A 25,797-nucleotide genomic window follows, 5' to 3' on the forward strand; every position below is an offset into this window, starting at 1 on the left:
AACGAGATCAACTTGAAATGATTACTTTAGACCAACTGGTGCCGGCGAACCAGTTGGTTCGTAAAATCTCAATTAAAGAGAGACGTATTGGCGTATAGCGATGAAGCACCGCCAGAGTGAACAAATAGAATGTTATCCTCCGGCTTAAAGGTGCCTTTTTGTATTAAATCGATGAGTCCTGCTGCCGCTTTCCCCGTATATACCGGATCCAGCAGTATCCCTTCCGTTCTTGCCATTAGCTTGACTGCTTCCACCATTTCAGGTGTAGGCAAAGCATAACCCGGGCCGACATACTCATCAAAACACGTAACAGCCTCACGAGGAATTGAATTCGGAATGCCGATATGTGTTAAAGTTTCCTTAACAAGCTGAAAAACTTTCTCTTCTTGTACAGCTTTCCCTCTGCTTACGTTTATTCCAATTACCGATACTCCACTGTGATTTCCATGAAATCCTGCCACCAAACCAGCATGCATTCCTCCACTGCCGCTTACACAAATAACTGATTTCAAATCAATTCCTTGCTCAAAGGACTGGGCCAAGATCTCCTGAGCACATGCAACGTATCCCGTCGCACCAATGACATTGGATCCCCCAACCGGGATGATGTAAGGTTGATGTCCTTTCTCTGTCACCTCTTTAGCCACTTTTTGCATTTCTTGCATTAAGTCAGCTCCATTAGGCACTACTTTGATTTGTTCAGCGCCTAATAAATGGTAGAGAAAATAGTTACCATTAAAATCCGGTTCAGAATTTGAAAGGCCCTCTTCCAACACTAGGATGCATTTCATTTTCTCTTTAACCGCAGCAGCTAGTGTCAAGCGGCAATGATTGGATTGAATGCCTCCACATGTAATCAATGTATCCGCGCCTTTGTCCAATGCATCGGCAACAAGGAATTCCAGTTTCCTTGTTTTATTTCCGCCTGCCGTCAGACCAAGCATATCGTCTCGTTTAACGTAAATGGATGGGCCCCCAAGAACTTCAGAAAAATGATCTAGTCTCTCAACTGGTGTATATGTCGGTGTATATCGTTTCCTGGGAAATTGTGCTAAGTTCATTAATAACTCCTCCTGCTTCCTCTATGTATATTAAAGAAAGAAAATATCAATCTGATATTCTCTTTCGTTTAAAATAAGCTTCGTTTTCAATCATAGCATCTTTATGTAATCGAGCAACATGAATCACCCTTCTAGCATGGTTATCTGTTAAAAAGAATTTTCATATCCATCATTCGTCAGGGCAAAATGATATCAAAACCTACTATTAGTGCTTCCCCTTATTCTATGACCACCTTTTTTCCGCAAAAGTATCAGGCAGTTTCCCAGTTACAGCATGGGTGGGGGCTCCCCTGATTTATCCCCTGCCAATATGGACAGATAGCCTTTTGAGCGTCTTTAGTAATAAATAGTTTCATCCATCCCATTGAATTTTATAAATAATAAAAAGTATGAAGCGTTGAAATGACTTCACTCGTTTTTTAAGATAAAATAAATATACTTTTATATTTTTCAAGAAACACCATGGAAACCAGTCACTATCAATATAGTACAGAACAATATAGAACATTATTATTCTAAGCCCTTAAGGGAAGCTATATTTTTTGTTATTATAAATGCGATCATTGAAGGGATATTTTTACCCGGAGTCCGTTTAACGGAAGATGATATCGCCCAGCAATTCAATTGTAGCCGTACACCGGTTTGTGAAGCTTTGGGAAATTGGAACAGGAAAATTTGCTTCAGGTGAAACCTGTGCATAGGGATGGTCATATCCAATGTGGATATTGAACTTTTGCAGGAGGAATTGGAAATCAGAAAAATGCTCGAAAACCATTCTATACAAAAAGACTGTGAAGGAATTACGGAAGAGGAGAAAAAGACTGGAATGGGCAACGGATAAACTGCAATAAGCAATAAATAAAAATGACCGAATAGCGAAATTCGTGCAAACATTGAATTTCACCGCTTATTATATTCCTACTCGAGAAATACCTTTCTCCAAAAGACTACAGATTCATCATGGCTTTCTTTTCGAATTTCCTTTTTATCGGCCCGTAACGAGGATGTTACATTGGTTGATAAATCTTGATATGAGAAACGAAACAACGAGCACTTACAGTTAATCCAGGCAATTCGTGACAAAGATGTAGAAAAATCAATAAAGGACAATACGATCCATATTGATGTTAAATTTTTCACTTTTATTCGAACCGTACAAGGCCATGGTTGAAGTCCCCTTCCCGACCATTGCCTTGTATGCTTTTTACGGTTGCGCTTCTAGGTAGTTAATCAGCTGATTAGGTGGGAAAACGGCTAGGTTTTTCGATTGAATGACCCTTGGGGTTCTTATTTCTAATTATGTAAGTTCCAATTGCCCAGACAATTCATCCAAACACCTTTTGATGATCATTGTTACTTGTTTACTCATCAAAACGTTCCAGCAATTCAATAATCACTTTAAAGGTCGCTTTTGTATCCATATAGGCATACCGGCCTTTTCCGTTAAAAAAGTTTCCTGTCTGTATGACCGGATAGCCCATTTCTTCCAGCATCTTCATTTTAGCCTCCATGTCTTTGACGACAAAAGAGATGTGGTGAACACCCTCACCATATGTTTCAAGATGATCTTTTCACGTACTGGGTGATTCGCCAGGCTCGATCAATTCAATTTGAATGAACGGAGTATTGATGAACATATATTTTGATTTGCCTTCAGTGGGCTTCCCTTTGTAAATCACGTTTGTAATATCGGATGAACCAGAATGGATGATGGGAGGTTTTTCAACACCCAACAACTTACAATATGCATCTGAAGCCGCATCAAGGTCTTTGACAACAAACGCAAGCTGTTCCACTTTGTTAGTCCCTAGTAGCGGCTGAATGCTGTCATCTTCCGGTCTTTCCCATGCCGTTACTCTTGGCTCCGCACTTTCAAGCAGTTCAACTAACGTTTTGTGATCATCTAGTGTATCCACATATACATATCGGCCGTCACTTGAAGTGAATTCACCCGTTTGCAAAGCTGGGTAACCATTTTTCTCCATGATTGGCAGCCTCTTTTGGATAGAGTCCACATCAAAAGCTATATGGTGGATCCCTTCACCTACTTCATCCAGGAACTCACGCATCGTTCCTGGATTTTTATCGGGTTCTATTAGTTCAAATTGGACGGTCGGTGTATTCAGGAAAGCCAGTTTGGATTGCGATTCCGTTGGTACACCTCTAAAAGTGACTTTCGAAACAGAACTGTCACCAGTTAGAAATGGTTCTGCCTTCTTAATGCCCAGCAGTCTTGTGAAAGCTATATTAGCAGCTTCAATATCTTTTACAACAAATGCGAGTTGATTAATATTCCTATTGCCCAATAGTGATTCAGCCATACTAATAAACCTACTTCCCATAGTTTATTTTATTATGAACTCAACCCAGTCCGCGAACGGACAATCCTCCATCACTGGAGATGACTTCGCCGGTGATTGCACGCGCTGCGTCTGATGCCAATAGGACATATGCAGCTACATGATCTTCGGGCAGCTGTGCAAGCTGAAGAGGGTTTCTTTTTTTTATGCTATTTGCCTTCGTTTCATTATCCACGATTTTAACGAATGGACGTAGGGGAGGAATGACCGATAATGCGGTCAGAGTGCCACCAGGCGCTACAGCATTCACCCTGATGTTAGGAGCGAGTTCAAAGGCAAGTTGGCGCATCAGCCCTATTTGGGCATGCTTGCTTGCTGTGTACCACACCCCGCCGCCATCCGGATAAAAACTGGCACCGGACACGGTGAAAATAATATTGCCATTCGATTTTTGCAGTTCTTCAAGAGCGGCTTTAGCACCGAAGAAGGATCCTTTAACGTTAATATCGATCAGAAAATCATATGCATCGGAAAGTGCATCGGGAGTTACGTCGGCAAATTTAGCAAATCCATCAAAGACTCCTGCATTGGCAACGAAAACATCCAGCTTTCCAAATTGCTCGACAGTGGCCTGGACAGCCCTCTCATTGTCTTCATATTTGCTTACATCGCCTTGGTTAATGAGAATCTCTTCACCAAATTCCGCTTTCATTTTCTTTAGCGTTTCTATCGAGCGGCCGATGATGCTGACTTTTGCCCCTTCTTGTATGAAACGTCTAGTGACAGCCTCCCCGATACCTGAATTGCCACCGGTAATCAACACTACTTTATCCTTTAACGCCATTGCCATTGTAACCAGCCTCCTCTTTTTAACCAAGTCAACATTATACGAAGATAGCAAGATTTCTGGTATTTATCGTTGATTGATCAACAATGAATATTCGTTTGGAAAGTTTCCATTTACCTTCTTCGAAAATGAATTCATCATTTCGTTCCCCCGAAATCAGATCATGTTGAATATCCGTGCTGCGGCTACGATAGATGAGCAGGTAGCTCTTGACGACTGCCTTTTCACCTTCAACATAGTCTTTAACGCGTACATTTGAGACAAAACGCCGTGTTCTTGATGGCGGTATTTCCGCCCATGCATAATCCGTTTTCAAACGATCCACTCGCAGTTTCAGCAGCTCAATATCATCATTAAATGTAAACATTTCCGTTGAATAATCCGGGCGTTCCACCCCTTCTTTATTAACACGTACAGGCATTTGATAGCGTAAGCTCGAGTGCATTAAATCGAACCAATCATCAAATTCAATATCATCCAGTAATTGAGCTTCATCATACAGCCATTGTTCAAATTGACATTTGAGCAACATTTTCTCCACATTCATTTCCGTTCCCCCTCCCGTTTATCATTTCGTCATCAATTCAAGCCAGTACTTGTAAAAATTCCTTTGGCTCGCTTCAGTGAATTTATCATCGTAAGCAACACCAGGACCTATAAAATCAACTGGTTCACGATGAAGACCCATTGTATAATTGTAGGTTAGATTCTTTAGGAAAGGCATTGGTCCTTGGGCTGCTTCAGTGATATCAGTAAAAACTTCCGTATCATCCTGTTCGAAAATACCGGATGGGCTAAAGGTCAAGATAAATGAATCTCTTGATCTATCTTTCCAATCTTGGGAGGCTTTCTTTTCCACGAGCATCCAAGCAATCACTTCCATTTTATTGTGACCGATTGGCCGCCACATCCTTATTGAAGTGTTGGAGATGAATTGGTCTTTGATTTTTGTATGGGATATTAAAAATGATAAGTTAGGGAAGACATTCCCAATCATATTCTTTAAGTTTGATAACACTCCATATTGTTCTTCAGACAAATTAGTTTTAAATTCATCTTTCAATTCTTCCGGGAAAGCGAAGTCAGGATTAGGAGTCCCTAAGTTTAGTCCATGCCCGTTATCCGTATGGATTTGAAAACCGCGCTTTGAATAGGTAGCATTGGGCACCATGCCCAGTTTGGCAATGGATCCGTGTGTGACCATCGTGTGATAGGAATCACCAACAAAGTTATCGGAACCAACTTTCCAGTTTGAATTAACAACGAATCTTTGCGGAACTCCGATTACTTCCATTTCTGCACGTCCTACAAGGATATCCAAATACCATTTAATGTCTCCAAGAAACTCTTCAAGCGGCTCTGCATCTTCATTCCAAGTTCCAAATAAAAGACCTTTATAGGATTCAAGCTTTACTTTGTGAAGGCCCATTTCCGAGCGGTCAAGGTTCCCCCCATATATATCCTTTTGTAATGGCACTCCTACGAGTTCACCAGTGTTTTTAAAATTAAAACCATGGTAGGGGCAAGTAAATAATGACTTGTTCCCTTTATCTGCACGGCATAGTTTCATTCCGCGATGGGTGCACATATTATAAAACGCCCTGATTTCCCCTTCAGCATCACGGGTAATGATGAGCGAGTAGCCAGCAAGTTCACGGGTCATGAAGTCTCCTTTGTTCGGTACTTCAGAATCATGGCCGATAAAAACCCATGTTTTCAAAAACACTTTTTCATGTTCTATATCATAAACCTTTGGGTCTCCAAGGAGGTATGCAGGTATAACGCCTTCCTCTGGTTTAACCGTTTCGTTCAAATAGTCAACAACTTGCTGTTTCGACATTTCTTCTAAGGATTTTTCAGTTTTAAGCATACTTTTTCTCTCCCTTCCAAGCTTTACATCATTATGCATTACCCGATCTGAACGCTTTTTTCCTTGTTTTGTAGAGTCGCCAAAACGCTTAATGCCGCTAGATAACTCGTTTTCGGGTTATTTGGCATCGGATCATTTTCCACTTCCAGTTTCAGTTTCCCGAACGAACCTGACGCTTCTATCAGGTGATTGTTTTTTAACACATTTGGATCGGCAATGATTTTCACTTTCGTCTTTTCTGATCCAAGACCAGCCATAGACAGCACAATCGCAACATTAATGTTTCTCGGAAACTGCTTGATCGCTTCTGCAGCAGTTCCTTCAAATAATACCGTTTCTTCTGTCACTGAAGACCCTGCCGGCAATGCGTTTGGCGGTTTTCTTGTGGTGATGCAAACAGATTCAAGGCCATTCACCGCTTTTGCCGATTTAAGTACATCTAGACCTCCAATCGCACCAGACGGAAGGAGAATATTCACGTTATTCAATTTACAAATCTGGTTTGATTGTTCTTCAAAGGCGGAATTCGCCATAACGCCAATGCTGCTTAGCAAGAGATCCTTCCCGCTTTTAAGCACTTTCAATGCATACTCTTCAGCTGCTTCTATCGTTGCAGCCTCTATGACTAAATCAACATCGGATTTAAGAAGTTCGTCGACATCACGATATGGCTGTGTCCTGAATTCTTCAGCTAATTGTGCCGCAACTTCTTCACGGCGGGCATAAATCGCAACGATTCTTCCACCTGGAAGAAGTCCGTCGTTATTAATGGCCTGAAGCAGAAATTTTCCGATATTACCGCACCCGATTAAACCTAACTTCATGTAGTTTCATCCTTCCTCAATCAGCAAACCCGTATGAGTCCGCAAAGAATTCCAACCCGCAATGTCTTGTTTCCCGCGAAACACCGCTTTCTTTTAAGCCAGGGAAGTCCAGGGCCAAGTCGCTGAAAACGGTATGATTATTATGGAATACCGCACCAGCTTCAAGGCGATCTGCCATTTCGACAGCGATATCTTCATTCTCGGTCCAAACAGATGCACGCAGCGCAAACTCACTATCATTCGCTAATTTTACAGCTTCATCGATATCATTGAAAGGTAAAATTGGAATGATCGGTCCGAATTGTTCCACTCGAACCAATTCGCTCTGCTGATCGACGCCAGTAATAATGGAAGGAAGCATATAATAACCTTTATCCCAAGTTTCCGGATTCAGCTGGATGCCGGTTGTGATTATATTTCCTCCTGACTTAGCGGTACGTTCGATCAAGCCATTCACAAAGTCATATTGTGCTTTATTATTCAATGGACCCATGGTTACATCAGGCTGAATTCCATCACCGATCACCATCCGGCTGAACTCTTTGGTCAGCTTCTCCACAACTTCATCATATCGTGATTCTTGGACGTACACTCTTTTTACAGCAGAACAAACCTGACCCGCTGCTCGTAAAATCCCCATCCTCAAACGTTTGATAGCCGCTTCATCCAAATTGGCATCTTCCAAAATGATGGCAGGATCATTGCCGCCAAGTTCCATATATACTTTTTGCAGATTTCCAGCTGATTTCTGCATGATATCTTTCCCGGTTTCCGTACTTCCGACAAACGCCAATGTCCGTACGCGTGAATCGGAACATAGTGTGTCGCCGATTGCTTTTCCTGATCCTGAGACTATATTGATGACTCCTGGAGGAAAATGTTCAGCAACTACTTTTAAACAGGTCATGATCGTTAAGGGACAATTCGTTGCAGGTTTTACGACAACGGCATTGCCTGCCAAAACAGCGGGTATGACCCTTTTAAATGTTAATATCATCGGAGAATTCCACGGTGTGATTATTGCCGTGACACCTCTTGCCCTTCTTCGGATTTGGACTTTTTGTTTTCCTGGAAGCACTTCAGGCTTCCACCAATCAAGTAACTCTGCTGCACAGCCCTTCATTACTTCAACACAGCGCAGTAAATCCTTTTTAGCTTCAACAAGTGTTTTGCCATTCTCACGTACAAACACGGTAACATTTTCCTCGATAACTTTTGATAGTTCTTCTGCCGCAGTGTTCATCCTGTTTGCCCGTTCCCCGATATCAGAGCGAGACCACGTTTCAAAAGCATTTTCTGCCGCTTCAATAGCGCCATTCACGATTTCTTCAGAGCATTTTGCCACCTGGCCAACTACTTCCGATGTATTTGCGGGATTTACAACATCGACTTTTTCCGGTAATTCTATCCATTCTCCATTAACTAGATATTTTCCTGAAACAAATGGGTATGTCGAAATCATTCTCAATCCTCCTTATAGTTTTTTGGGCTTGAATGCTTCCGCAGCTCCCGGTGGTCCGCCAAATGGTTTGGCCATTGGCCCCACAGCTTCCATATCAACGACGATCATTGAAGGTTTACGTCTTTCCTTAGCCTTTTTCAGTTCGGATATGAACTCATCTCCAGAACCAATACGCACTGCATCAAAATGCATGGACTCAGCCAGTTTCACAAAATCAGGGCTCAATAAGTCCACAGCTACCTGCCGACCATATGCGGCTGTTTGAATATTGCGAAGGACTCCATAGCCTGAGTCATCGAACAATACGATGATAACTGGTAAGTTTTCTTCGGCTGCCGTAACCATTTCCCCGACGTTCACCATAAACCCACCATCTCCAGCCATAAGAACGACGGTTTTATCTTGACATCCCATTTGGGCACCGATTGCTGTTGGAAGACCTTGACCAATTCCGCCGCCTGATGCATGAATCGATGTTCTCGGTTCAGAGATTTCAAATAAACGGCTGCCCCAAACATTTGCCTGTACGGTCACATCACGAACTAGAATGGTATCCTCTGGTAATATCTCCCTCATGCCATCTACAAATTGCTCATACGGTCCAAGCGTTTCCCTGAGTTGAGCGCGCACTTCATTTCTAAGTGAAAGAACTTCTTGTAAATAAGATGGCTCTGCATGAACTGAACGTTCTTCAAGCTTTTGAATGATGGCAGCAAGCATATCTTTTGCATCGCCAACCAAACCTAACGTGGCTTTATAGTTCCGGTTAATGGCCTGCCAATCCGCATCGATCGCTATATGTTCTTGTGGCACCGGCACTTTCCAGTTGGATGTTTCATTCCCCCTAAACCTTACACCTACGCTAATCAATAAATCTGCATTTCTTAAAAACTCTTTTGTAGTTTCATATGCCGCAAAATGTCCGATGCATTGTTCATGGTTTTCTGGAATCGAACCTTTTCCTGACTGACTGGTTATTACCGCTGCACCAAGGATTTCCGCCAATTTTTGCAGCTCTTGCGAAGCATTGGCACTGATGACTCCACCACCGGCCCATATGACAGGACGGCTTGCGCTTACCATTTTTTGAACGGCTAGTTCAGGAATAATTGGCATTGAATTTGTTTCAGGTGGTGAAGTTCGCAGCCCTTCGAGTGAAAGATCCTCTATGATCACCGATTGATAGTCAATTGGAATTTCCAATGTAACCGGACCCGTTGGTGCAGTTAAAGCTTCTTGGATTGCCTTCCTTACTACTGCTGCGGTTTGGTCAGGGTTTCTAAGCCTCACTGCATTTTTACAAGCTCCGCTCATCATTGAAAGCTGGTCTTTACACTCATGTATGTATCCTTTGCCTGTACCAAGATAAGAAGAAGCCACCTCACCTGTTAGATGAAGAAGGGGGACACCAGCTGCCCAAGCTTCCACTAGTGAACCAGCTGCATTTCCTGCCCCTGTTCCAGTACTGGTAATCACTACACCCAATTTCCCGGTGGCGCGTGCATATCCATCAGCCATATTTACGGCACCGCTCTCACCGCGTGAACAAATGAGTTTGATGCTCCCTTCCCTAAGAATTGCATCATAGATGGGCATATTGTGAATGCTGACAATCCCGAAAGCAGCTTCCACACCTGCTTGAACAAGCTCCTTTACGATGGAATCGGCGGTCGTAAACTCTATTTCTTCTTGTATTTTCATCGCGTTATCCTACCTTTTTCAGTAATATATTTATATTGCCTTTCCGATCGCTCCTGCCGTCTCAATCGTCGAACCCGCTACATAACTTGCTTTGTCTGAAGCAAGGAAAACAATGACACTGGCCACTTCTTCCGCTTCCCCTACGCGGCCGAGAGGGATATTCCGTTTTTTCGCTAGGTCCCCGTAATACTCTTCAGAGTCCATATCAGGCGCATTTTTCAACCTTCTTCGCTCCCATTGATCGGTCCGGATCAATCCAAGACTCACTGAATTCACCAATATATTGTCAAAGGCCAATTCCTGGGACAAGGTTTTGCTTAAATTAAGGAGGCCAGCCCTTGCTGCTGCAGTCGCTACCATGTGACGTTCAGGTTCTTTGGCAAGCGTTGCATTAATATTAATGATCCGCCCTCCTCCCCTTTTCACTAAATGAGGATGCGAAGCACGAACGGCATATATGATGGCAAAGAACTTTAACTGAATCTGTTCTTCCCACTGCTCATCCGTTATGTCAAAAAAGTGACCCATCACGCTTTGACCGGCTGCATTCACCAAAATATCGATTCCGCCAAACCTCTCAGCGGTACCATTAATGAAAGAATCCACATCCGATTTTGAGGTGACATCACATGTTGATGCAAAAATATCTTCCTTTTCACCAAATGAGAGCAATTGACTTTGTGCACTTTCCATACGCTCAGCACTTCTGCCGCAAATTGCCACTTTCGCTCCTTCAGCTAAAAACATTTCTGCTGTTTTTAATCCCACTCCCGACGTGCCGCCCATAATGACAGCCACTTTTCCTTGCAATCCTAAGTCCACTCTCTTCACTCCTTTTCAAAGCCATTTTCCTCAAATGCTGTCCTTTAATCAACAAGAAGCTAACTAGCGCAAGAATCATGGGAGGAAATCAAACTCCTCCTCATTTTTTCGCCATGACAGAACCTTCTATATGAGAATCAACCCAGCCTGGATCGGGATCTCCTCCCATTGCTTTGCGCGCTTCAGGTTTCGGCGGCCCTGCAATCCCCCACTGATCCATTAAATGCGGTACCCGTTTCCATACACGTGCTCTCCACTCAGATTCATCTTCGATCGTTTCCAGATAACATGTATACTCCATTACAAAACCGCCTGGGTCTTGAAAATAACAGAAAATATTGTCTCCCGGCCCATGACGTCCAGGTCCCCAAAGTTCTGACAAGCCCGCTTTTCGCACATTGCTTATTCCTCGCATCAATTCATCCACGGAATCGACTTCGTATGCGATATGATTGACTGACGCATGCTCATCTTGATTGAAGGCGATGGAGTGATGCTTTCTGTTGCACCGGAGGAATGACATTTGGTGCTCACTCCAATCAGTGACTTTAAAACCAAGTACATCCGTATAAAACTCAACGATCATATCTAAGTTCTTCGTGTTCATTACAACATGATTCAATTTCACTGGATCAACATTTTTCTTGCTCCAAATCGACGTTTGCACTTCCACCCAAGCCGAGAGCTCGATCACGCGGTTTTCCGGATCAATAAACCGCAGGCCATAACCGGCACCTGCTTCATCCAAATATCCAGGCGGTTCAATAATTCGAACGCCCTTCGATTGTAATATCCCTGCTGCACGGTCCACCGCATTTTTATCGACCATGCCAAAAGCTATATGGTGCAATCCTCGTTTTTCTCCCCTGTGAAGGCTAAGAATATGATGTTCCGGTCCAGCCCCCCGGAAATAAACCGTATTCTCCTCTTCCGGAACATCCACCCTATCCAGACCCCAAACCTTTTCATAAAACTCTGCTTGATCGTCGAAATTCGGAGTTATCATGCTTATATGCCGTAAATGAGTAATACCAAGCATTTTTTATACCTCCCATAATTTAGATTGCCGTTTTGATATTCGCATTGGCCATATTTAACAATCTAATCGAAAAGGGCGCCTCATTAATTTTCATAATGCAGGTGCCCTTTCGGCTAAATGATCAATCTTTAATGATGGCTTCTCTTTCTTTAGAGCGTTGTTTACGCAGTTCTTCCAGTTCACTGCCTTCAGGGTATGTCGGTAAGTTAGGCTTCACTGCCCCAAGCATCACTAGCATGCGCGCCTCTACATCCCCGTCATTCCTAATTCCCCGATAAACCCCTGGCGGGCTGCTTATGCAGTCTCTCGCACTTAATTTGATTTCATGCACTTCACTGTTGCTGTCCTCTTGAATTAATGCCGTGACTTCACCCTCAAGAATGAAAAACACTTCTTCAACATCGTCATGAAGGTGCAAAGGACCGATACATCCCGGAGGAAGCACCATCGTACTTAAAGTGAAATGTTCACCTGCAATTACATTCGTATCGTTATTGGCAGTGGCACCACGTCCAATATATCTCATCTGTGCGCGTCTATAAGCGGGATCAATTTCTTCTTGGAACTTCAAGACATTCCAATCAAGAGTACGGTCTTTCAATCGGGCAACATATTTTTTTTCAAAATCCTTCACTGAAAAAGTTTCTTTTGTCATTTTAAAATTCCTCCCTTATTTGTTGTTTCTAAACCGAATTATGTTTCATAAGCAAAACATTGTTTTGTCTATGAATTAAGTCTAAAATGAAACCGCTTCATTGTCAATGAGTTTTTAGAATATTTAAAACTATTTCTATAATCTGAACGTTCACCACTATGAGATAAACTTGTAACGATTTGCTTTTCTTAACACAAAAAAGTGTGGATTTCCCTAATGGGAGATCCACACTTTCGAAAGAGGTTATTCACTTATTAATCGATTTTAAATCGTTCAGACATCTTCGTGTTGATAAGGCTTAACCCCGCTGTATCCCATATAAACGGATAACTGACGAGAAACTTCCAACAGTTTCGGCAAGGCAATTTTATCGATGAAATCCTCCTGATAAGCAGACTCTGTTGCTACAACATTCAAGGCAGCCAATACTTTCCCGGTCCTATCAAAGATCGGGGCGGCAACCGAACGGATGCCAGGGTGGAATTCCCCGCTTGTCATCGAATAACCATTTTGCCGAATCGAATCCAGCTGTTTTTGAAATTCACCAGGCGCGGTGAGTGTTTTGTCTGTATAAGGAGTAAGGTTCGATATTTTGAACATTTGCATGAGCAATTCTTTCGGTTGATATGCCAAAAGTAATTTTCCATTGGCCAAAGCATGTGCCGGCAGCCGCAAGCCTATGTTCACATTGACAGCGGATACACCTCTGATCGGGGCACTTCCAACATAAACAACTTCCTGTCCATCCAAAATGGAAAGATGGCAGGAGGCTCCGATTTCATCACGCAAGGTCTCCATATAAGGTTGGACAATTTCTTGGAATTTCAAGCTATTCAAATAGCTGAACCCCAATTCAAGAACTTTAGGAGTTAAACTATAACGTTTGGTATGTTCATCCTGAGACAAGTAACCAATATTTTGTAATGTGAATAATAAACGATATGGTACGGTTCTGCTTACTCCCAGTTGTTTTGCTATTTCTGAAAGAGACAAGCTCGGCTGTACCTCATTAAAGAGCTTAATGATTTCCAAGCCCCTAACCAATGAATTAGCACTATATTTCTCTTTCTCTTTTTCTTCGCTTGCCATTCGAGTATTCCCCCCGTTGTGAATAAATCTTATTTTCTCCTGACTATAACCCATCAGTAAGAAGAACTTGCAGTATATGTACATTTTTTTCTGATCGTTCATTTGGTGAATATTTTGATGCATACTTCAATGGTTGCCTGTTTTCTGATGCTTCCTTAACAGATTGTAATCAATTCAGACGTTTCCGTTTACTTTCTTTCATTACAACAGCTACCCAACGAGTAACATCAGATATACTCAACGCTTTCACCGCTTCCGGAAAACGGCTAGTAAAAGCCGGGAACTTTTAATCGAGCTGGTGTCTTCGAGCGCTATTCATTATCCCTATTCCTGATAATGAAGCGGGCAGTACTGCAAATTGGCAACCATTACTACCTCACAATCCTTTACTCTTCATGTATAAATAGAATAGTGTTTATGTGTCAATTAAAGCATAGTTACATATATAAAACTATTTGGAATGCCTAGCTTAATTGACGTTTCGATAGAAAAGCTCGTTGTTATATAACCAAATATAACCAAATATTCAAGTAAAAACAATAAAGAATTTTCATACATCGATATTCTCTGCCAAATCACGAAATTTTCCGTAATAAGTATTTCATATACAAAACAATATAAATGAATTATAGATTTTCCTGATTTTAAATTCAATATCAACAAGTCAGAATTTTTAATAATTTGTAAATAATTTGTTTTTTGGACACAAAGAATCAGTATTACTTCCATTTTAAGTCCTGGTTTATAGAGCTCCATCTACTCAATAGGATGAAACAAAGTTCGTTTTATAACCGAAAGTACTTATATTCTAAAAATAGAAAATTGTCAAAATATTAAATTGACAATCAAATTATTTTAATTTATCGTTAAGAAAGTAAAACTTTGTTTTCCTTACAAAACACTTCTGTTTCTTTTTTTCTATCAAAATTTTAAAGAAAGGCGGGAAAAATCAAAACAAACTAGTACCTTTCTAAAGGGATAACCGAAAAAACACTTATTCTCAAATGTAAGCGTTTTAAGGAATGTTAAAAAGCAATAGGGAGATGGTATTATGTTAAATGGGCAAAAAAGATGGTTGTATATTGCCGTACCAATTTTTTTCTTTTGGTTTTTTGGACAAATTGATAAGGTTGGCATTTCCATCATTCAAACAGATCCAGAATTCTTGCATGCACTCGGTATGACAGGTGCTGACAAAAATGCAAAGATCGGTCTTCTATCTTTTGTATTCACCATTGCTTATGGAGTTTCAAATCTTTTTTGGGGCTTCATCATTGATAAATTAGGTGCCCGAAAAACAGCCATCGCCGGTTTATTCGTTTGGACAATCACGATGATTATGTCAGGACTGGCAAATTCATATGAAATATTTTTAATTAGCAGGATCATTCTTGGTTTTGGTGAAGGGATGATGATTCCGGTTTCCGGAAAGCTCATTTCTAACTGGTTTAATAAACGCGAACTGGGGAGGGCCCAGGCATCTTGGCTTACCGGAAACTATTTAGGACCGGCAATGGGAGCCGTTGTTTTGGTGCTTGTGATATCTTTACTTCACTGGCAAGCAGCTTTCTTTATGCTTGCAGCTTTCAACTTATTTATAAATATCCCGATGTTCATCTTAATGACGAGGAATACACCAGAAGAGCACCCCCGTATAAGTAAGGAGGAATTGGCATTCATTCGCCAAACGGATGATGAAATAAAAGAAACCGCCCATTCCGAGAATAAGAAAAGTTTCGCCCAAGATTATCGTTTCTGGATCGTTTGGTTCGGCATGCTCGTATGCTCCTTCTTATTTTTCGGAATCAGCATTTGGCTTCCTACATATCTCATTGAAGCAAAAGGATTCGAAAAGGAAGGAATGTCAAGCATTACTTCACTTTCCTGGCTATTCGCTTTAGGATTTGTCTTGGCATGCGGTTTTCTGGCTGACAAAACCAGACGTCCAAGTTTGATGGCCACGATTCTATTTTCATTGACGGCTGTCTTTTTGACTGTAGCTGTCTTCATCCCCAATCCTATTTTGGCCGGACTATGTATGGGACTGGCAATGGGATGTCAAGGCGGTGTGTTCCACCTAAGCAATATGCTCATGGTAAAATATTCAACACCTGAAACGGCAGGACGAGCCGCAGGTCTAATTGGATTCACGAATATCATGGGCGGCTTTTCGAGCTATATCATGGGATGGCTTCGTGACTTGTCTGGCGGGGACTTCAGTTCATCGATCGCCATGCTGATTTTTACAGCCCTCTTAGGTTTGGCAGCTTATTTATTCTCCATTAAGAGAGAATCCGCAGAACTGCGCTTATCACCTATACATGTACAAAAGATACAGGCATGAAGTCCTTGTAAAATCAGTTTTATACCTCCAACCCTTGATTTATCAGGGGTTTTTCTTGTGCCGACTTAAAAGTGAGTCGAAATAATATCGCTCATTTTTTGCATTACCCGATAAAATTTCCCACCGGTTACTCCGAATCACTCCTTTATTTGTATAAATATGTCGATAGTTAAAATATTCAAAAAATGATAATTTTTTGAATGCCCATGTTATATTATTTATGGAAAAAAATACTTGTCAAGTAAGGTGAGTGTGTGAATATAGAAGTTTTAATTCTCCATTATATTCAGGAAAAACGTCAAAAGCCTAACCATGCCAATGATTTATTGGATTATATTCAGAATGAATATGTAAACGGGAAGCTGTCAATCTTGCAATATAGAAGTCTCTGTCAGGACTTATATCTTCGAGGAGCCAAACAAACATCTCCTGGATGAAGCTACACCCTTGTCACTAGACTAACTACTCCCCATTGTGGATGACTTTTGTTTCTGTTTTTCCGCAACGACCTATCTTTAAAAATACAGCCGGTCATTTTCTCATCCCCAGTATGTTCATAAATATATAAAAGCCTCCGTGATCTGTCACCCCAAGACAGTTCACGGAGGTAAATGTTACTTAATCAGACATTGCAGAAATTCATTTTAATTAAATGAATATATCGAAAATTAAAACCAAACCGAATGCAACGAAGGAAAGTAATGTTTCCATCATTGTCCAAGTTTTGAAAGTTTCTTTAACGGTTAGTCCCATGTATTCTTTCACTAACCAGAAACCGGCGTCATTAACATGGGAGAACATGAGTGAGCCTGCTCCCGTGGCAATTACGAGCAATTCTAGATTAACACCCGTCATATTGGCAACGACCGGTGAAACGATCCCTGCTGCCGTGGTCAAAGCGACGGTTGCAGAACCTGTGGCAATCCGAATCAATCCGGCCACAAGGAATGCAAGAACGATCGGTGATAAAGAAATTTCTTCAGACATGGAAGCAATTGCAGTCCCTACGCCACTATCAATTAAAATTTGCTTGAACCCTCCGCCAGCACCGATAATTAGAATAATGGATGCTAATGGCAATAAGCATTCTTCCGTCAACTTTTTAATTAGTGATTTGTCCATTCCCTGTCTGTAGCCCAAGAAATAGTAAGCTGCAAAACAGGAGATTAATAGGGCGATCACTGGACTTCCGATAAACAATAAGAATTTTTCAATCGAACCCGGTAGCGGCAGATAAGGCGCCACTACAGTTAGAACCATCAACAATACTGGCAAAAGGATGATGAAGAACGATACTCCAGTGCCGGGTAATCCACTTGACTTTGTTTCAACACGGATCAATTCCGGTTCTCCAACAGGAATAACCCGTTTATGAATCCATTTTGCGAATAGCGGTCCCGCAATTACAGCCGTCGGGAATGCGATGATCAATGAGTACAGAAGTACCTGCCCCATGTTAGCATTATAAATTCCAATAGCTGTCATGGCTCCAGGATGCGGAGGCACCAGCCCATGTACGATCGATAAACCAGCAAGTACTGGAATGCCAATTAACAAGATGTTCACTTTGGTTGATTTACGAATGGAAATGACCAAAGGAAGCAATATTACTAAACCAACCTCGAAAAATACCGGAATGCCGATGATGAAACCAGATAAAAGCATGGCCCATGGCAGGTTTTTCACACCGAATTTATTAATGAAAAAGTCAGCAACCTGCATTCCGGCTCCAGAGTCGGACATCATCTTTCCTAGGATGGTCCCTAAGGCCAATATTCCAATAAGGTGCCCAAGGACCGCTCCGACACCCGTTTCATAAGCACCAACGATCTTGTCCATTGGCAGTCCGGAAAAAATCGCTAAAAATAAACTGGCAACAGTCAGGCTGATGAACGCATGCCATTTCCACAATGATACCCCCAAAATGACAATTACGATTGCTATCAGCGTGATTCCTAATAAATATAGATCCATATATTCTCCCCATTCCCAAGAAATCGCTTACATTCAAACCAATACAATAAATGGGATTATTGTACCGGCTCGTTATATGTCACAATGTAGTTCTGTTTAGCCGTGTTGTAATATCCTTCACTGTATTCCGTAACATTTCCGTCCCCATCACTGGAAATCCGAATCCTCTTTAGTACTGGACTATTGTTTTCGATTTTCAGTGTTTCGCAAATGTGATCCGGAGCGATAGCAACGGCAAACTCATCTCTGAATGTTTCAAGTTTGACGTTTTGCTCTTCCAAAAAGCGGTACAAAGAATTGATTTGGACCTCTTTAATCTCTTCTTGGTTTAAATCAAGTGAAATATAATGTGTAAAGTAAATATAAGGTTCATTGTCCAATAAATATATCCGTTCGATACTTATGCAACGGGCACCAAATAAAGAATGCAGCTTAGAGTCTGAAGAAAGGTCAATCTGACTTATGTTTAACACCTTTTTTAAAATGGAGTGCCCTTCCTCCACCAACAGCTCTGTGAAACGTTTCCCTTTGGAAAGTTTGACAATCGAACCATTAGCTATGACTCTAGTGCCTTTGCCGCTTTTCTTTTCAACATACCCCTCTTGCACGAGTTCTTTGATTGCATTACGGACAGTAACCTTACTTACGTTAAATTCTTCTTCTAAAAGAGGCTCGGAGGGAATGTTTGTGTCGATGGCATAAACCCCATGTAAAATACGATCCTTTAATATTTCTTTTATCTGTAAATACATCGGTCCATTTTTCCTGTTCACATTCATTCCTAATCTCCTGCCTTATCTTTTAATATCTTCCATTTTACCTTCCATTGCCGAGAGTATCTCCTTTTCGGTTGCCAAAGGAGTATCTCCAACGACAGTACATGCCAGCATTCCTGATACAGCAGCAAATCGTACTGTCTTTTCAGGGGAATATCCTAGCAATTCGCCATGTAAGATTCCGCTGGTGTAAGCATCGCCTGAACCTATTCTATCATATACGGAAAATGATAGGATATCGGAAAAGTAAAATGTTTCTTCTTTGTATATATACCCCCTCAAGGTATGGCTATTATCACTGTTGATCGAACGATGTGTCCCCGCTATCGATTGAATTTTGAATCGCTTGGCCACTTCAGGGATCAACTCAACAAGCTGTTCTTCCCTTGTGGAGCCTTCTGACTTCATTCCTAAAATATAAAGCGCGTCTTTTTCATTCATCATGACGATATCAGCCAAAGAAAGCATTTCTTCATAATGAGGCTTTGCGTCAGCGTAACCTCCCTCCCATAAGGAAGGTCGGTAATTGCAGTCGAAACAGACTGTACCGCCCTTTTCTTTGACTTTTCTAGCCAGCACCTTCATGCTTTCCCGTACATTTTCCGCCATTGCAAGCGTGATTCCGCAAAAATGGATGATATCCGTCTTTTCCGAAATCATATCCATATCATAATCGGATAAGGTGGCAGTATTAAAACTGCTTTCCAGTCGATTGGAATATGTGACACGGCTCGCCCGCTGTCCAAATCCATTTTCCAAAAAGTACATCCCCATGTATTTGCCGCCTCTAGAGATGTAGTTCCTGCCGATTCCTAAGCCCTGCAAAGCTGAAATTGCTGAATCACCAAGGGGGTTATCCGGTAACATTGTCACAAGATACCCATCATGTCCAAGTTTTGTCATCGCAGAAGCCACATTTACTCCCGTGCCTGAAAAGGAGTATTGCAGCGTGTTAGCCTGTGATAGCAATTCATGCCCTGGTACCTGCAAACGCATCATTACTTCCCCGAATGCCACAATTCTTTTAGGCATATTTTTCAACCAATTTTTTCGTCATGGCCAATAATTTCCGTACATCCTCCCCATTCGTTTTACCAGTCGCTTCATCAATGATGGAAGAATATACGTGGGGAATGACTTTAGGCACTTTTGCTTCTAATGCAATTTCTAATATCGTCCCGAAATTATTTAAGTCGATTCCACCTGTTGGTTCCAAAGCAAATCCCTCTTCACCACAAGCTTTTGCTACAGCACGATATTCATCTTCATGCTTCAGCCCTTTCATAGGGAAATATTTCAAAGCATTTCCTCCCATATCGCGAACGAGCGCAATGGCAGCCTTGATTGGCACAATGGCAGTTTCACTTGCGCCTGCACTTACAGGACCAGTGGAGATATTCACATAACCGGCTTTCCCAGTTGGAGAAACAAGTGAATTTATCCAGCTATCCTTCTCGCCTAAATTGGCCCTCGTAGCACCAACAGCCGGAAAAACCTGGTTAATATGACTCCCTGGATAGTATTTTGCTATTTCTGCGACAACTGCAGCCTGTCTATTATCGCCTGCGCCCAATCCAATTGAAACGGCCTCATCAATGGCTTCCCCGTATTCTTTCATTGCTGTAACACCTGCTTCGACAGTTGGATAATCCTTTGAGAGTACACCAACCAATACATGTCCTTCAGCTGCTTCAAAGACTTCCACTGCATTTTCCACACTATTTGCAAGTACATTTAAGGCTACACGATCATTCAATAACCGTTTGTTTATGTTTGTCATCCTTGTTTTCCTCCTAATATGGTTCTTAATCGTGATTCAATAACATTTATATCATCACCTTGCAATGGACGCGGATCTATATCGAAAAAGCCTTGCCGTATCCCATAATCCCGTGTATAAATGGCGATATCCCCATTTTTGAGCTGCTCGTTCACTTCTTTCGCCGTCGTTTCCGTCAAAGGATCTATGGAAATACGTGCTCTATATATGGCACGTCCGGCTTCATCCTGAACTATCGTTACTTTTACGCCATCAATCGAGTCAAGTGATGTGAGAACTTGTAAACTAGCTTTTTCTTTTTCGCTATTATCCGTCTTGACAAAATACTCATCCAATGCCTGAAGCAGCCCAAAGGTCGTTTCCTTTCCAACCTTCATGCTCCTTCCTATACAGTGCAATTGAACCTTTACCCATTCGATATATTTTTTTCTGCCAGCAACGATACCGGATGTGGGTCCTTCAATGGCTTTTGAACCACTATAAATCGCCAGGTCGGAGAATTGTACATATTTTTCCAAATCTTCTTCCGCTGCTGCATCGACAATCAGAGGGATATTATTCGTTTTGGCCACTTCCCATGCTTCTTCGACCGATATCATATTTTTCTGGACGGCATGATGCGATTTCACATATAAAATAGCGGAAGTATTTTCATTTATGGCCTCCGCAATATGTTCTGCTTTCCCTTCATTTGCATATCCAACTTCAACCAATTTTCCGCCGCCAAGATAAATCATGGTTTCAACCGGTGCACCATACTGAACGTTATGGCCTTTCAGCATGATGATTTCATTCTTTTGAATACGATCTTGATGAAGCCTTTCGCTTTTCCTTCTGTTTCCTTCAGTAACGATTGCCGCTACTGAAAGCGCAATTCCGCTTGATGCTGAGTTTACGACCACCGCTGCTTCAGAATGAAGCAAATTCGCTATATGCTGGCCTGACTTATCGACTAAATCAGAAATTTCAACATAATTTTGCCCACCTTTTTTCATCGCGTCCATCACTGTGTCAGTTGGGGCAGAGACTCCCAATATGCTCATTCTTCCGCTTGCATTGATGACTCTTTTCAAACCGTATTTAGCATTCAATGAATTCTCCATTTATAACCACTCCTTTTACAACAACTCTTTTTTCTGCCATCCTTTTTTCGCCTTCGGAATCCAATAAAAGGGTCGGCTCATTCTCGATCGAGAATAAAGTCAGGTTCGCAATATCCCCAGCTGAAATCCTTCCAAGCTCTGGTTTATTCAACCAAGCTGCTGCATTGACCGTAACCGCATCTATTACTTCTTTTAATGGATAACCGAGGTACAAAAATTTTGTAAGCATATTTGCCATATTAAAAACTGGCCCATTCTCTCTGTTTTTCCGATATATATCCGTACTGATCGTATTGAAGCCGATTCCCCGCTTTTTAGCCATTTCTGCAGTTTTAAAAGAAAAGCTTGCCGTTCCATGACCTACATCCAAATGTACACCACGTTCAATTGCCTTAATCAACTCAGGCAGCGGCTCTTCTCTTTCATCAAATAAATTATTCGCTTTACCATTTAGAAAATGAGTAATAATGTCCTTTTCCTCAAGTAATTGAAGGACTTCCTTAATATCAGGCGGCCCTGAACCGATATGAACCATTAATGGTAAACCCGTTTCAGCCGAGAACTTCCTTGCGATTTTTAATGGCTCGACACCATTTGGACCAACTACACTTTTACTTATTCTCGCTTTAAGTCCAACGACAAAATCCCCGTACTTGGAAATTGCCTTCATTAATTCCCCTTCGTCCAGCCATGAAATATCCGATAACTCATCAACCCTTTTCAATCCAATCCGCGAAATATTCAGAAAGGCGAAAACATTCGTTTTGGAATTTTCACAACTTCCAACCAGATCGGTTATCCTATCTGCCCCCGTGCTTCCCGCATCTATGACCGTTGTTACACCAGTTTTATATCCAATCTCATCAACCTCATCACCATAAGGATCGAATTCCGGGAAAGCATGTACATGCATATCAATCCAACCGCTCGAAACAAAAACTTTTTGATCATAATCTATTATCTTATCTCCTGTTGCAGTTCCGGGTCGTGCAATTTCCTTAATCATCCCATTTTCCAGGATGATATCCGCTGCTTTTCCCTCTACCATTTTTACATTCTTCAGAACTAACGTATCTGTCATTTCCCTCATCCTTTTCGGTACATCCTATCGATTGAAAGTACTTTGTATACGGTTACACTGAATTGTATAAGAATTCATTAATTTCGCTTTACAAAAATAGATTATCATATTTTGTCGAACTAATCAATATAACGTTATAATGTTTGATTTAAATTTACAGAATTTTTATAAGATCAAGGCTATTTTTTCTTTGTGCTTCTTAGTTTCTTCATATAATATAATCTCATTAGGTTTTTTGAAATTTTTCATGCTACCCATAAAAAAAAGGCGGGAAGAAAAACATTCTGTTTTTCTTCCCGCCTTTTTTTACGAATTCACAAAATCCATTGATGAAAGTTTCTACTCTAATTATCGGAAATAATGCTTTTTCTTAAAAAACTAACTCTAAGTCAGAATAAAGACTAATGGGTTTAAAGGGTTTGAACGGTTCCTCCAAGACACTCGCTATAGAACCCCTTTTGTCTCCAAACTGAGGAATTAGATCCTTTTTTTCTTTTTATTCAACCATATAGTTAATCCAATTATTGCTATAAATAAAATTAATATCTAGGTTTTATAATCAGGATGTCCTCAGTAGTACTAGCTGATCGAAATTTATTTTCTATGTACAACATAGACCTCATATAGAAATAAGTACAATTATTACTGTTTTAAAGCTTTTTTCCTTAGTTTCCATATTTATTTTGACCTCAACATATAGTTATATAGTATGGTATTATACCAATTTTTCAAAAAATATTAGATATTGTTATGAAAATGAAGAAAAAATCCTTATTTTCAATACCAATAATAAGTTTATTAGTATTCTCACATGTCCCCAATACATTGGCCGAAGAGAAAAATGAAACAATACCTTCATCAACAGTCAACCCCATTGTGGAAGTCAAATTAATTAGTGATGATGTTATACAAATACAATCAACAGCAAGCATCATTGAAATGAGCAAACCTATTGCTCATCAAGCTAAACTAACAAATACCCAATTAGGAAAGATGGTAAGGCTCATCAAAAGGGACAACATGGTTAAGCATCGTAAGTACCCTTGTGTTTGCAGGTGGCCCAACCGCACAGCAGGAGTAGCTACTGCACTGGCAGTCCTAATTGTTTAATAGCAGCATATTATTCCGGAAAACACGCTTATCATGTATCAGTCTATGCTAGTGGTATAAAACCAAGTTTATCTAAAATAACGTATATATATTACACTAAGTCAAATCTTTCATTTAGAAGCCCTCAATTAATCCTTCCTGTTCCTAGTATTACAGAGGAAATGTTGATTTCCATAATATAAAAACCAAGAATGCTTATTTAAAAGCGTTCTTGGTCTTGTTAATTGTAATACTCCATTTAATTTTCCTTTTTATGACTTTCACTTAATATATATCCCGTTCCTATGAAAGCCTTTAATTTACCTTTTTCGATCCTTTCCAATGGATTTCCCTCAAACGGTATTTTTGTAGCTTACCTGTTGCCGTTTTCGGTAAAGACTCTACGAATTCAACTTTTGTCGGTGCTTTAAAGTGAGCCATTTTTGAGCGGCAAAAGGTGATGATCTCATTTTCTGTCACTTTTGCATTGGGATGCAGCACGATGATTGCCTTAGGCGTTTCTCCCCATTTATCGTCTGGGATGGCAATGACCGCAGCCTCCAAAACATCTGGATGTTTATACAATACCCCTTCTACCTCTGTTGAAGAAATATTTTCCCCGCCGGAAATGATTAAATCCTTAGCCCTGTCTTGTATCTCAATATATCCATCAGGATAGGTAACTGCCAGATCCCCGGTATGAAACCAGCCATCCCTAATTGCTTCGGCCGTCTTTTCCGGATCCTTATAATATCCTTCCATTACAACATTGCCGCGAGTAATGATTTCCCCCAGTTCCTTTCCATCCCAAGCGACTTCTTTCCCTTCTTTATTGACTACCATCGTTTCCCCATTGAAAACCAATTCAATCCCTTGTCTTGCCTTTATTATTGCTTGTTCGTCCGCCGATTTAGCTTCAAACTCATCCTTCCACTCGTTATATAGGATGAATGGGGAAGTTTCTGTTAATCCATATACGTGGATCATATTCAAACCAAGGATTTCTTGTGCCTTTTGAATAAGCGCTGCTGCTGGAGGAGCACCTGCTGTTGCCATCCGTGGACGCACTTTGATATTTGTTTCTTTTGCTTTAGGATCATTTACCAGCATATTGACGACAGTAGGCGCTCCACATAACAATGTAATATTATGAAGGGCGAATAATTTGAGGATAAGAGGGGGATCGACTTTCCTTAAACATACATGAGTCCCGCCAGTAGCCGTTACCGACCATACCCCTCCCCAGCCATTAGCGTGGAACATTGGCAAGGTATGTAAGTATACATCGTCATGCTTCACTCCTAGGTGATAAATGAAGTTAGCGGAGTTCATGTAATTCCCACGATGAGTTAACATGACCCCTTTTGGTTTTGAAGTCGTTCCACTCGTGTAATTTATAGTCAAAAGTTGATTTTCATCGATTTTAACCTCTGGCAGTCCATCATCATTTGCATGCAAGATGAAACTCTCATAATCTATTCCAGGTAAAGTGGTTTCATATCCTTCAACAGGCACGATGATGATCTTTTCCAAGGAAAGTTTAGTAATGATCTTTTCGATCGGAGCGGTGAATTCTTCATCGACTATCAACATTTTTGAATCGCTATGCTTGATGATAAATTCCAAATCCTCTGCAGCAAGCCTATAATTCAAAGGAACCATTACCGCTCCCATTTGACAAATGCCATAAAAACATTCCAACATATAATGCGTATTTGGCAACATAACTGCAATATGGTCACCTTTTTCAATTCCCGAAGAATACAAAGCTTTGGAAAGTTGATCTGTTCGCTGCCCGAATTCCTTATATGTAAACTTTTTCTCTTCATCGATGACTGCCACTTTATGGGGATAATATTTTACGGCCCTGCGCTTCCAATCAATTGGAGTTAATGGGGAAAACATTTTTACCATCTCCTTCTTTCCAGATTCACTGTATACAGCACCCTGCTGGGTTCGTCATGATGGATCCTGAGAAAA

Annotated in this window: 23 protein-coding genes and 1 pseudogene; 4 read left to right on the plus strand and 20 right to left on the minus strand. The window is 41.0% G+C overall.

Translation table 11 applies throughout. The features are described from left to right. Positions 1 to 68 precede the first annotated feature (68 nt). Positions 69 to 1,061 (minus strand): D-cysteine desulfhydrase, encoded by a 993-nt coding sequence (locus ADA55_RS03015; protein ID WP_048678816.1) that lies wholly within the window; start codon positions 1,059 to 1,061, stop codon positions 69 to 71. A gap of 535 nt (positions 1,062 to 1,596) precedes the next feature. Here ADA55_RS03015 and ADA55_RS31305 point away from each other — a divergent pair. Then, a complete protein-coding gene (locus ADA55_RS31305) occupies positions 1,597 to 1,749 on the plus strand; it encodes a GntR family transcriptional regulator (protein WP_375543386.1) in 153 nt (50 codons plus the stop codon). Between the two features lie 673 nt (positions 1,750 to 2,422). On the opposite strand, the pseudogene ADA55_RS31180 reads toward ADA55_RS31305, so the two are convergent. The 12 genes and pseudogenes from ADA55_RS31180 to ADA55_RS03070 all read right to left on the minus strand — a co-directional run. Continuing rightward, positions 2,423 to 2,602 (minus strand): annotated as a pseudogene (locus ADA55_RS31180) (hypothetical protein); the annotation flags it as partial. 30 nt (positions 2,603 to 2,632) lie between these two features. Further along, positions 2,633 to 3,382: a VOC family protein gene (locus ADA55_RS03020; RefSeq protein ID WP_318266046.1), complete on the minus strand. Its 750-nt coding sequence runs from the start codon at positions 3,380 to 3,382 to the stop codon at positions 2,633 to 2,635. Positions 3,383 to 3,422: 40 nt separating this feature from the next. Further along, a complete protein-coding gene (locus ADA55_RS03025; protein ID WP_222619771.1) occupies positions 3,423 to 4,211 on the minus strand; it encodes an SDR family NAD(P)-dependent oxidoreductase in 789 nt (262 codons plus the stop codon). Between the two features lie 34 nt (positions 4,212 to 4,245). After that, entirely contained in the window at positions 4,246 to 4,755 is a 510-nt protein-coding gene (locus ADA55_RS03030) for an aromatic-ring-hydroxylating dioxygenase subunit beta (RefSeq protein ID WP_048678819.1), read from the minus strand. Between the two features lie 21 nt (positions 4,756 to 4,776). Beyond that, positions 4,777 to 6,078 (minus strand): aromatic ring-hydroxylating oxygenase subunit alpha, encoded by a 1,302-nt coding sequence (locus tag ADA55_RS03035; RefSeq protein WP_048678822.1) that lies wholly within the window; start codon positions 6,076 to 6,078, stop codon positions 4,777 to 4,779. A 38-nt stretch (positions 6,079 to 6,116) separates the two neighbouring features. Continuing rightward, positions 6,117 to 6,902 (minus strand): aspartate dehydrogenase, encoded by a 786-nt coding sequence (gene nadX, locus ADA55_RS03040; protein ID WP_034312299.1) that lies wholly within the window; start codon positions 6,900 to 6,902, stop codon positions 6,117 to 6,119. Between the two features lie 16 nt (positions 6,903 to 6,918). Beyond that, positions 6,919 to 8,364 (minus strand): aldehyde dehydrogenase family protein, encoded by a 1,446-nt coding sequence (locus ADA55_RS03045; RefSeq protein WP_048678827.1) that lies wholly within the window; start codon positions 8,362 to 8,364, stop codon positions 6,919 to 6,921. Positions 8,365 to 8,376: 12 nt separating this feature from the next. Continuing rightward, positions 8,377 to 10,065 carry a thiamine pyrophosphate-binding protein gene (locus tag ADA55_RS03050; protein ID WP_048678830.1) on the minus strand — a complete coding sequence of 563 codons (1,689 nt, stop codon included), beginning with the start codon at positions 10,063 to 10,065 and terminating at the stop codon, positions 8,377 to 8,379. A 30-nt stretch (positions 10,066 to 10,095) separates the two neighbouring features. Further along, positions 10,096 to 10,887 carry an SDR family oxidoreductase gene (locus tag ADA55_RS03055; protein ID WP_048678833.1) on the minus strand — a complete coding sequence of 264 codons (792 nt, stop codon included), beginning with the start codon at positions 10,885 to 10,887 and terminating at the stop codon, positions 10,096 to 10,098. Between the two features lie 100 nt (positions 10,888 to 10,987). Next, positions 10,988 to 11,926, minus strand: a complete 939-nt coding sequence (locus ADA55_RS03060; protein ID WP_048678838.1) for a VOC family protein — start codon at positions 11,924 to 11,926, stop codon at positions 10,988 to 10,990. Positions 11,927 to 12,047: 121 nt separating this feature from the next. Next, positions 12,048 to 12,581 (minus strand): cupin domain-containing protein, encoded by a 534-nt coding sequence (locus tag ADA55_RS03065; RefSeq protein WP_048678841.1) that lies wholly within the window; start codon positions 12,579 to 12,581, stop codon positions 12,048 to 12,050. 273 nt (positions 12,582 to 12,854) lie between these two features. After that, positions 12,855 to 13,670, minus strand: coding sequence for an IclR family transcriptional regulator (locus ADA55_RS03070; RefSeq protein ID WP_048678846.1), 816 nt, complete (start codon positions 13,668 to 13,670; stop codon positions 12,855 to 12,857). Positions 13,671 to 14,721: 1,051 nt separating this feature from the next. Here ADA55_RS03070 and ADA55_RS03075 point away from each other — a divergent pair. Continuing rightward, positions 14,722 to 16,014: an MFS transporter gene (locus ADA55_RS03075; RefSeq protein ID WP_048678849.1), complete on the plus strand. Its 1,293-nt coding sequence runs from the start codon at positions 14,722 to 14,724 to the stop codon at positions 16,012 to 16,014. Positions 16,015 to 16,268: 254 nt separating this feature from the next. After that, positions 16,269 to 16,451: a YppF family protein gene (gene yppF, locus ADA55_RS28160; protein ID WP_055348417.1), complete on the plus strand. Its 183-nt coding sequence runs from the start codon at positions 16,269 to 16,271 to the stop codon at positions 16,449 to 16,451. 211 nt (positions 16,452 to 16,662) lie between these two features. On the opposite strand, the gene ADA55_RS03080 is transcribed toward yppF, so the two are convergent. Genes ADA55_RS03080 through ADA55_RS03105 form a run of 6 tightly spaced genes read right to left on the minus strand, consistent with a single transcriptional unit; the run spans position 16,663 to position 22,728 of the window. Further along, positions 16,663 to 17,988 (minus strand): gluconate:H+ symporter, encoded by a 1,326-nt coding sequence (locus ADA55_RS03080; protein WP_048678852.1) that lies wholly within the window; start codon positions 17,986 to 17,988, stop codon positions 16,663 to 16,665. Between the two features lie 56 nt (positions 17,989 to 18,044). After that, on the minus strand, positions 18,045 to 18,767 hold the full coding sequence (locus ADA55_RS03085) for a GntR family transcriptional regulator (protein ID WP_048678855.1): 723 nt from the start codon (positions 18,765 to 18,767) through the stop codon (positions 18,045 to 18,047). Positions 18,768 to 18,782: 15 nt separating this feature from the next. Beyond that, positions 18,783 to 19,796, minus strand: coding sequence for a sugar kinase (locus ADA55_RS03090; RefSeq protein ID WP_048678880.1), 1,014 nt, complete (start codon positions 19,794 to 19,796; stop codon positions 18,783 to 18,785). Beyond that, positions 19,789 to 20,544 carry a 2-dehydro-3-deoxy-phosphogluconate aldolase gene (dagF, locus tag ADA55_RS03095; protein WP_048678858.1) on the minus strand — a complete coding sequence of 252 codons (756 nt, stop codon included), beginning with the start codon at positions 20,542 to 20,544 and terminating at the stop codon, positions 19,789 to 19,791. Before dagF ends, ADA55_RS03090 begins: the two co-directional genes overlap by 8 nt. After that, entirely contained in the window at positions 20,541 to 21,647 is a 1,107-nt protein-coding gene (locus ADA55_RS03100; protein WP_048678861.1) for a DgaE family pyridoxal phosphate-dependent ammonia lyase, read from the minus strand. Before ADA55_RS03100 ends, dagF begins: the two co-directional genes overlap by 4 nt. Beyond that, the gene (locus ADA55_RS03105) at positions 21,625 to 22,728 is read right to left on the minus strand and encodes an amidohydrolase/deacetylase family metallohydrolase (RefSeq protein ID WP_048678884.1); all 1,104 of its coding nucleotides are present in this window, start codon (positions 22,726 to 22,728) and stop codon (positions 21,625 to 21,627) included. The genes ADA55_RS03100 and ADA55_RS03105 overlap by 23 nt, the downstream gene beginning before the upstream one ends. A 750-nt stretch (positions 22,729 to 23,478) precedes the next feature. Here ADA55_RS03105 and ADA55_RS03110 point away from each other — a divergent pair. After that, positions 23,479 to 23,838 (plus strand): hypothetical protein, encoded by a 360-nt coding sequence (locus tag ADA55_RS03110; RefSeq protein WP_048678863.1) that lies wholly within the window; start codon positions 23,479 to 23,481, stop codon positions 23,836 to 23,838. A 294-nt stretch (positions 23,839 to 24,132) separates the two neighbouring features. Here the strand turns inward: ADA55_RS03110 and ADA55_RS03115 are convergent, their stop codons facing one another. After that, positions 24,133 to 25,722: a long-chain-fatty-acid--CoA ligase gene (locus ADA55_RS03115; RefSeq protein WP_048678867.1), complete on the minus strand. Its 1,590-nt coding sequence runs from the start codon at positions 25,720 to 25,722 to the stop codon at positions 24,133 to 24,135. Positions 25,723 to 25,797: the final 75 nt, after the last annotated feature.

The organism is Bacillus sp. 220_BSPC, assembly GCF_001054655.1.
Classification (GTDB): domain Bacteria; phylum Bacillota; class Bacilli; order Bacillales; family DSM-1321; genus Peribacillus; species Peribacillus frigoritolerans.

What these genes read in the sequence shown, in the direction of transcription:
- ADA55_RS03015 (WP_048678816.1), bottom strand. Translation starts at nt 1,061, where the DNA reads ATGAACTTAGCACAATTTCCCAGGAAACGATATACACCGACATATACA.
- ADA55_RS03020 (WP_318266046.1), bottom strand. Translation starts at nt 3,382, where the DNA reads ATGGCTGAATCACTATTGGGCAATAGGAATATTAATCAACTCGCATTT.
- ADA55_RS03025 (WP_222619771.1), bottom strand. Translation starts at nt 4,211, where the DNA reads ATGGCAATGGCGTTAAAGGATAAAGTAGTGTTGATTACCGGTGGCAAT.
- ADA55_RS03030 (WP_048678819.1), bottom strand. Translation starts at nt 4,755, where the DNA reads ATGAATGTGGAGAAAATGTTGCTCAAATGTCAATTTGAACAATGGCTG.
- ADA55_RS03035 (WP_048678822.1), bottom strand. Translation starts at nt 6,078, where the DNA reads ATGCTTAAAACTGAAAAATCCTTAGAAGAAATGTCGAAACAGCAAGTT.
- nadX (WP_034312299.1), bottom strand. Translation starts at nt 6,902, where the DNA reads ATGAAGTTAGGTTTAATCGGGTGCGGTAATATCGGAAAATTTCTGCTT.
- ADA55_RS03045 (WP_048678827.1), bottom strand. Translation starts at nt 8,364, where the DNA reads ATGATTTCGACATACCCATTTGTTTCAGGAAAATATCTAGTTAATGGA.
- ADA55_RS03050 (WP_048678830.1), bottom strand. Translation starts at nt 10,065, where the DNA reads ATGAAAATACAAGAAGAAATAGAGTTTACGACCGCCGATTCCATCGTA.
- ADA55_RS03060 (WP_048678838.1), bottom strand. Translation starts at nt 11,926, where the DNA reads ATGCTTGGTATTACTCATTTACGGCATATAAGCATGATAACTCCGAAT.
- ADA55_RS03065 (WP_048678841.1), bottom strand. Translation starts at nt 12,581, where the DNA reads ATGACAAAAGAAACTTTTTCAGTGAAGGATTTTGAAAAAAAATATGTT.
- ADA55_RS03070 (WP_048678846.1), bottom strand. Translation starts at nt 13,670, where the DNA reads ATGGCAAGCGAAGAAAAAGAGAAAGAGAAATATAGTGCTAATTCATTG.
- ADA55_RS03075 (WP_048678849.1), top strand. Translation starts at nt 14,722, where the DNA reads ATGTTAAATGGGCAAAAAAGATGGTTGTATATTGCCGTACCAATTTTT.
- ADA55_RS03080 (WP_048678852.1), bottom strand. Translation starts at nt 17,988, where the DNA reads ATGGATCTATATTTATTAGGAATCACGCTGATAGCAATCGTAATTGTC.
- ADA55_RS03085 (WP_048678855.1), bottom strand. Translation starts at nt 18,767, where the DNA reads ATGAATGTGAACAGGAAAAATGGACCGATGTATTTACAGATAAAAGAA.
- ADA55_RS03090 (WP_048678880.1), bottom strand. Translation starts at nt 19,796, where the DNA reads ATGCCTAAAAGAATTGTGGCATTCGGGGAAGTAATGATGCGTTTGCAG.
- dagF (WP_048678858.1), bottom strand. Translation starts at nt 20,544, where the DNA reads ATGACAAACATAAACAAACGGTTATTGAATGATCGTGTAGCCTTAAAT.
- ADA55_RS03100 (WP_048678861.1), bottom strand. Translation starts at nt 21,647, where the DNA reads ATGGAGAATTCATTGAATGCTAAATACGGTTTGAAAAGAGTCATCAAT.
- ADA55_RS03105 (WP_048678884.1), bottom strand. Translation starts at nt 22,728, where the DNA reads ATGACAGATACGTTAGTTCTGAAGAATGTAAAAATGGTAGAGGGAAAA.
- ADA55_RS03110 (WP_048678863.1), top strand. Translation starts at nt 23,479, where the DNA reads ATGAAAATGAAGAAAAAATCCTTATTTTCAATACCAATAATAAGTTTA.
- ADA55_RS03115 (WP_048678867.1), bottom strand. Translation starts at nt 25,722, where the DNA reads ATGTTTTCCCCATTAACTCCAATTGATTGGAAGCGCAGGGCCGTAAAA.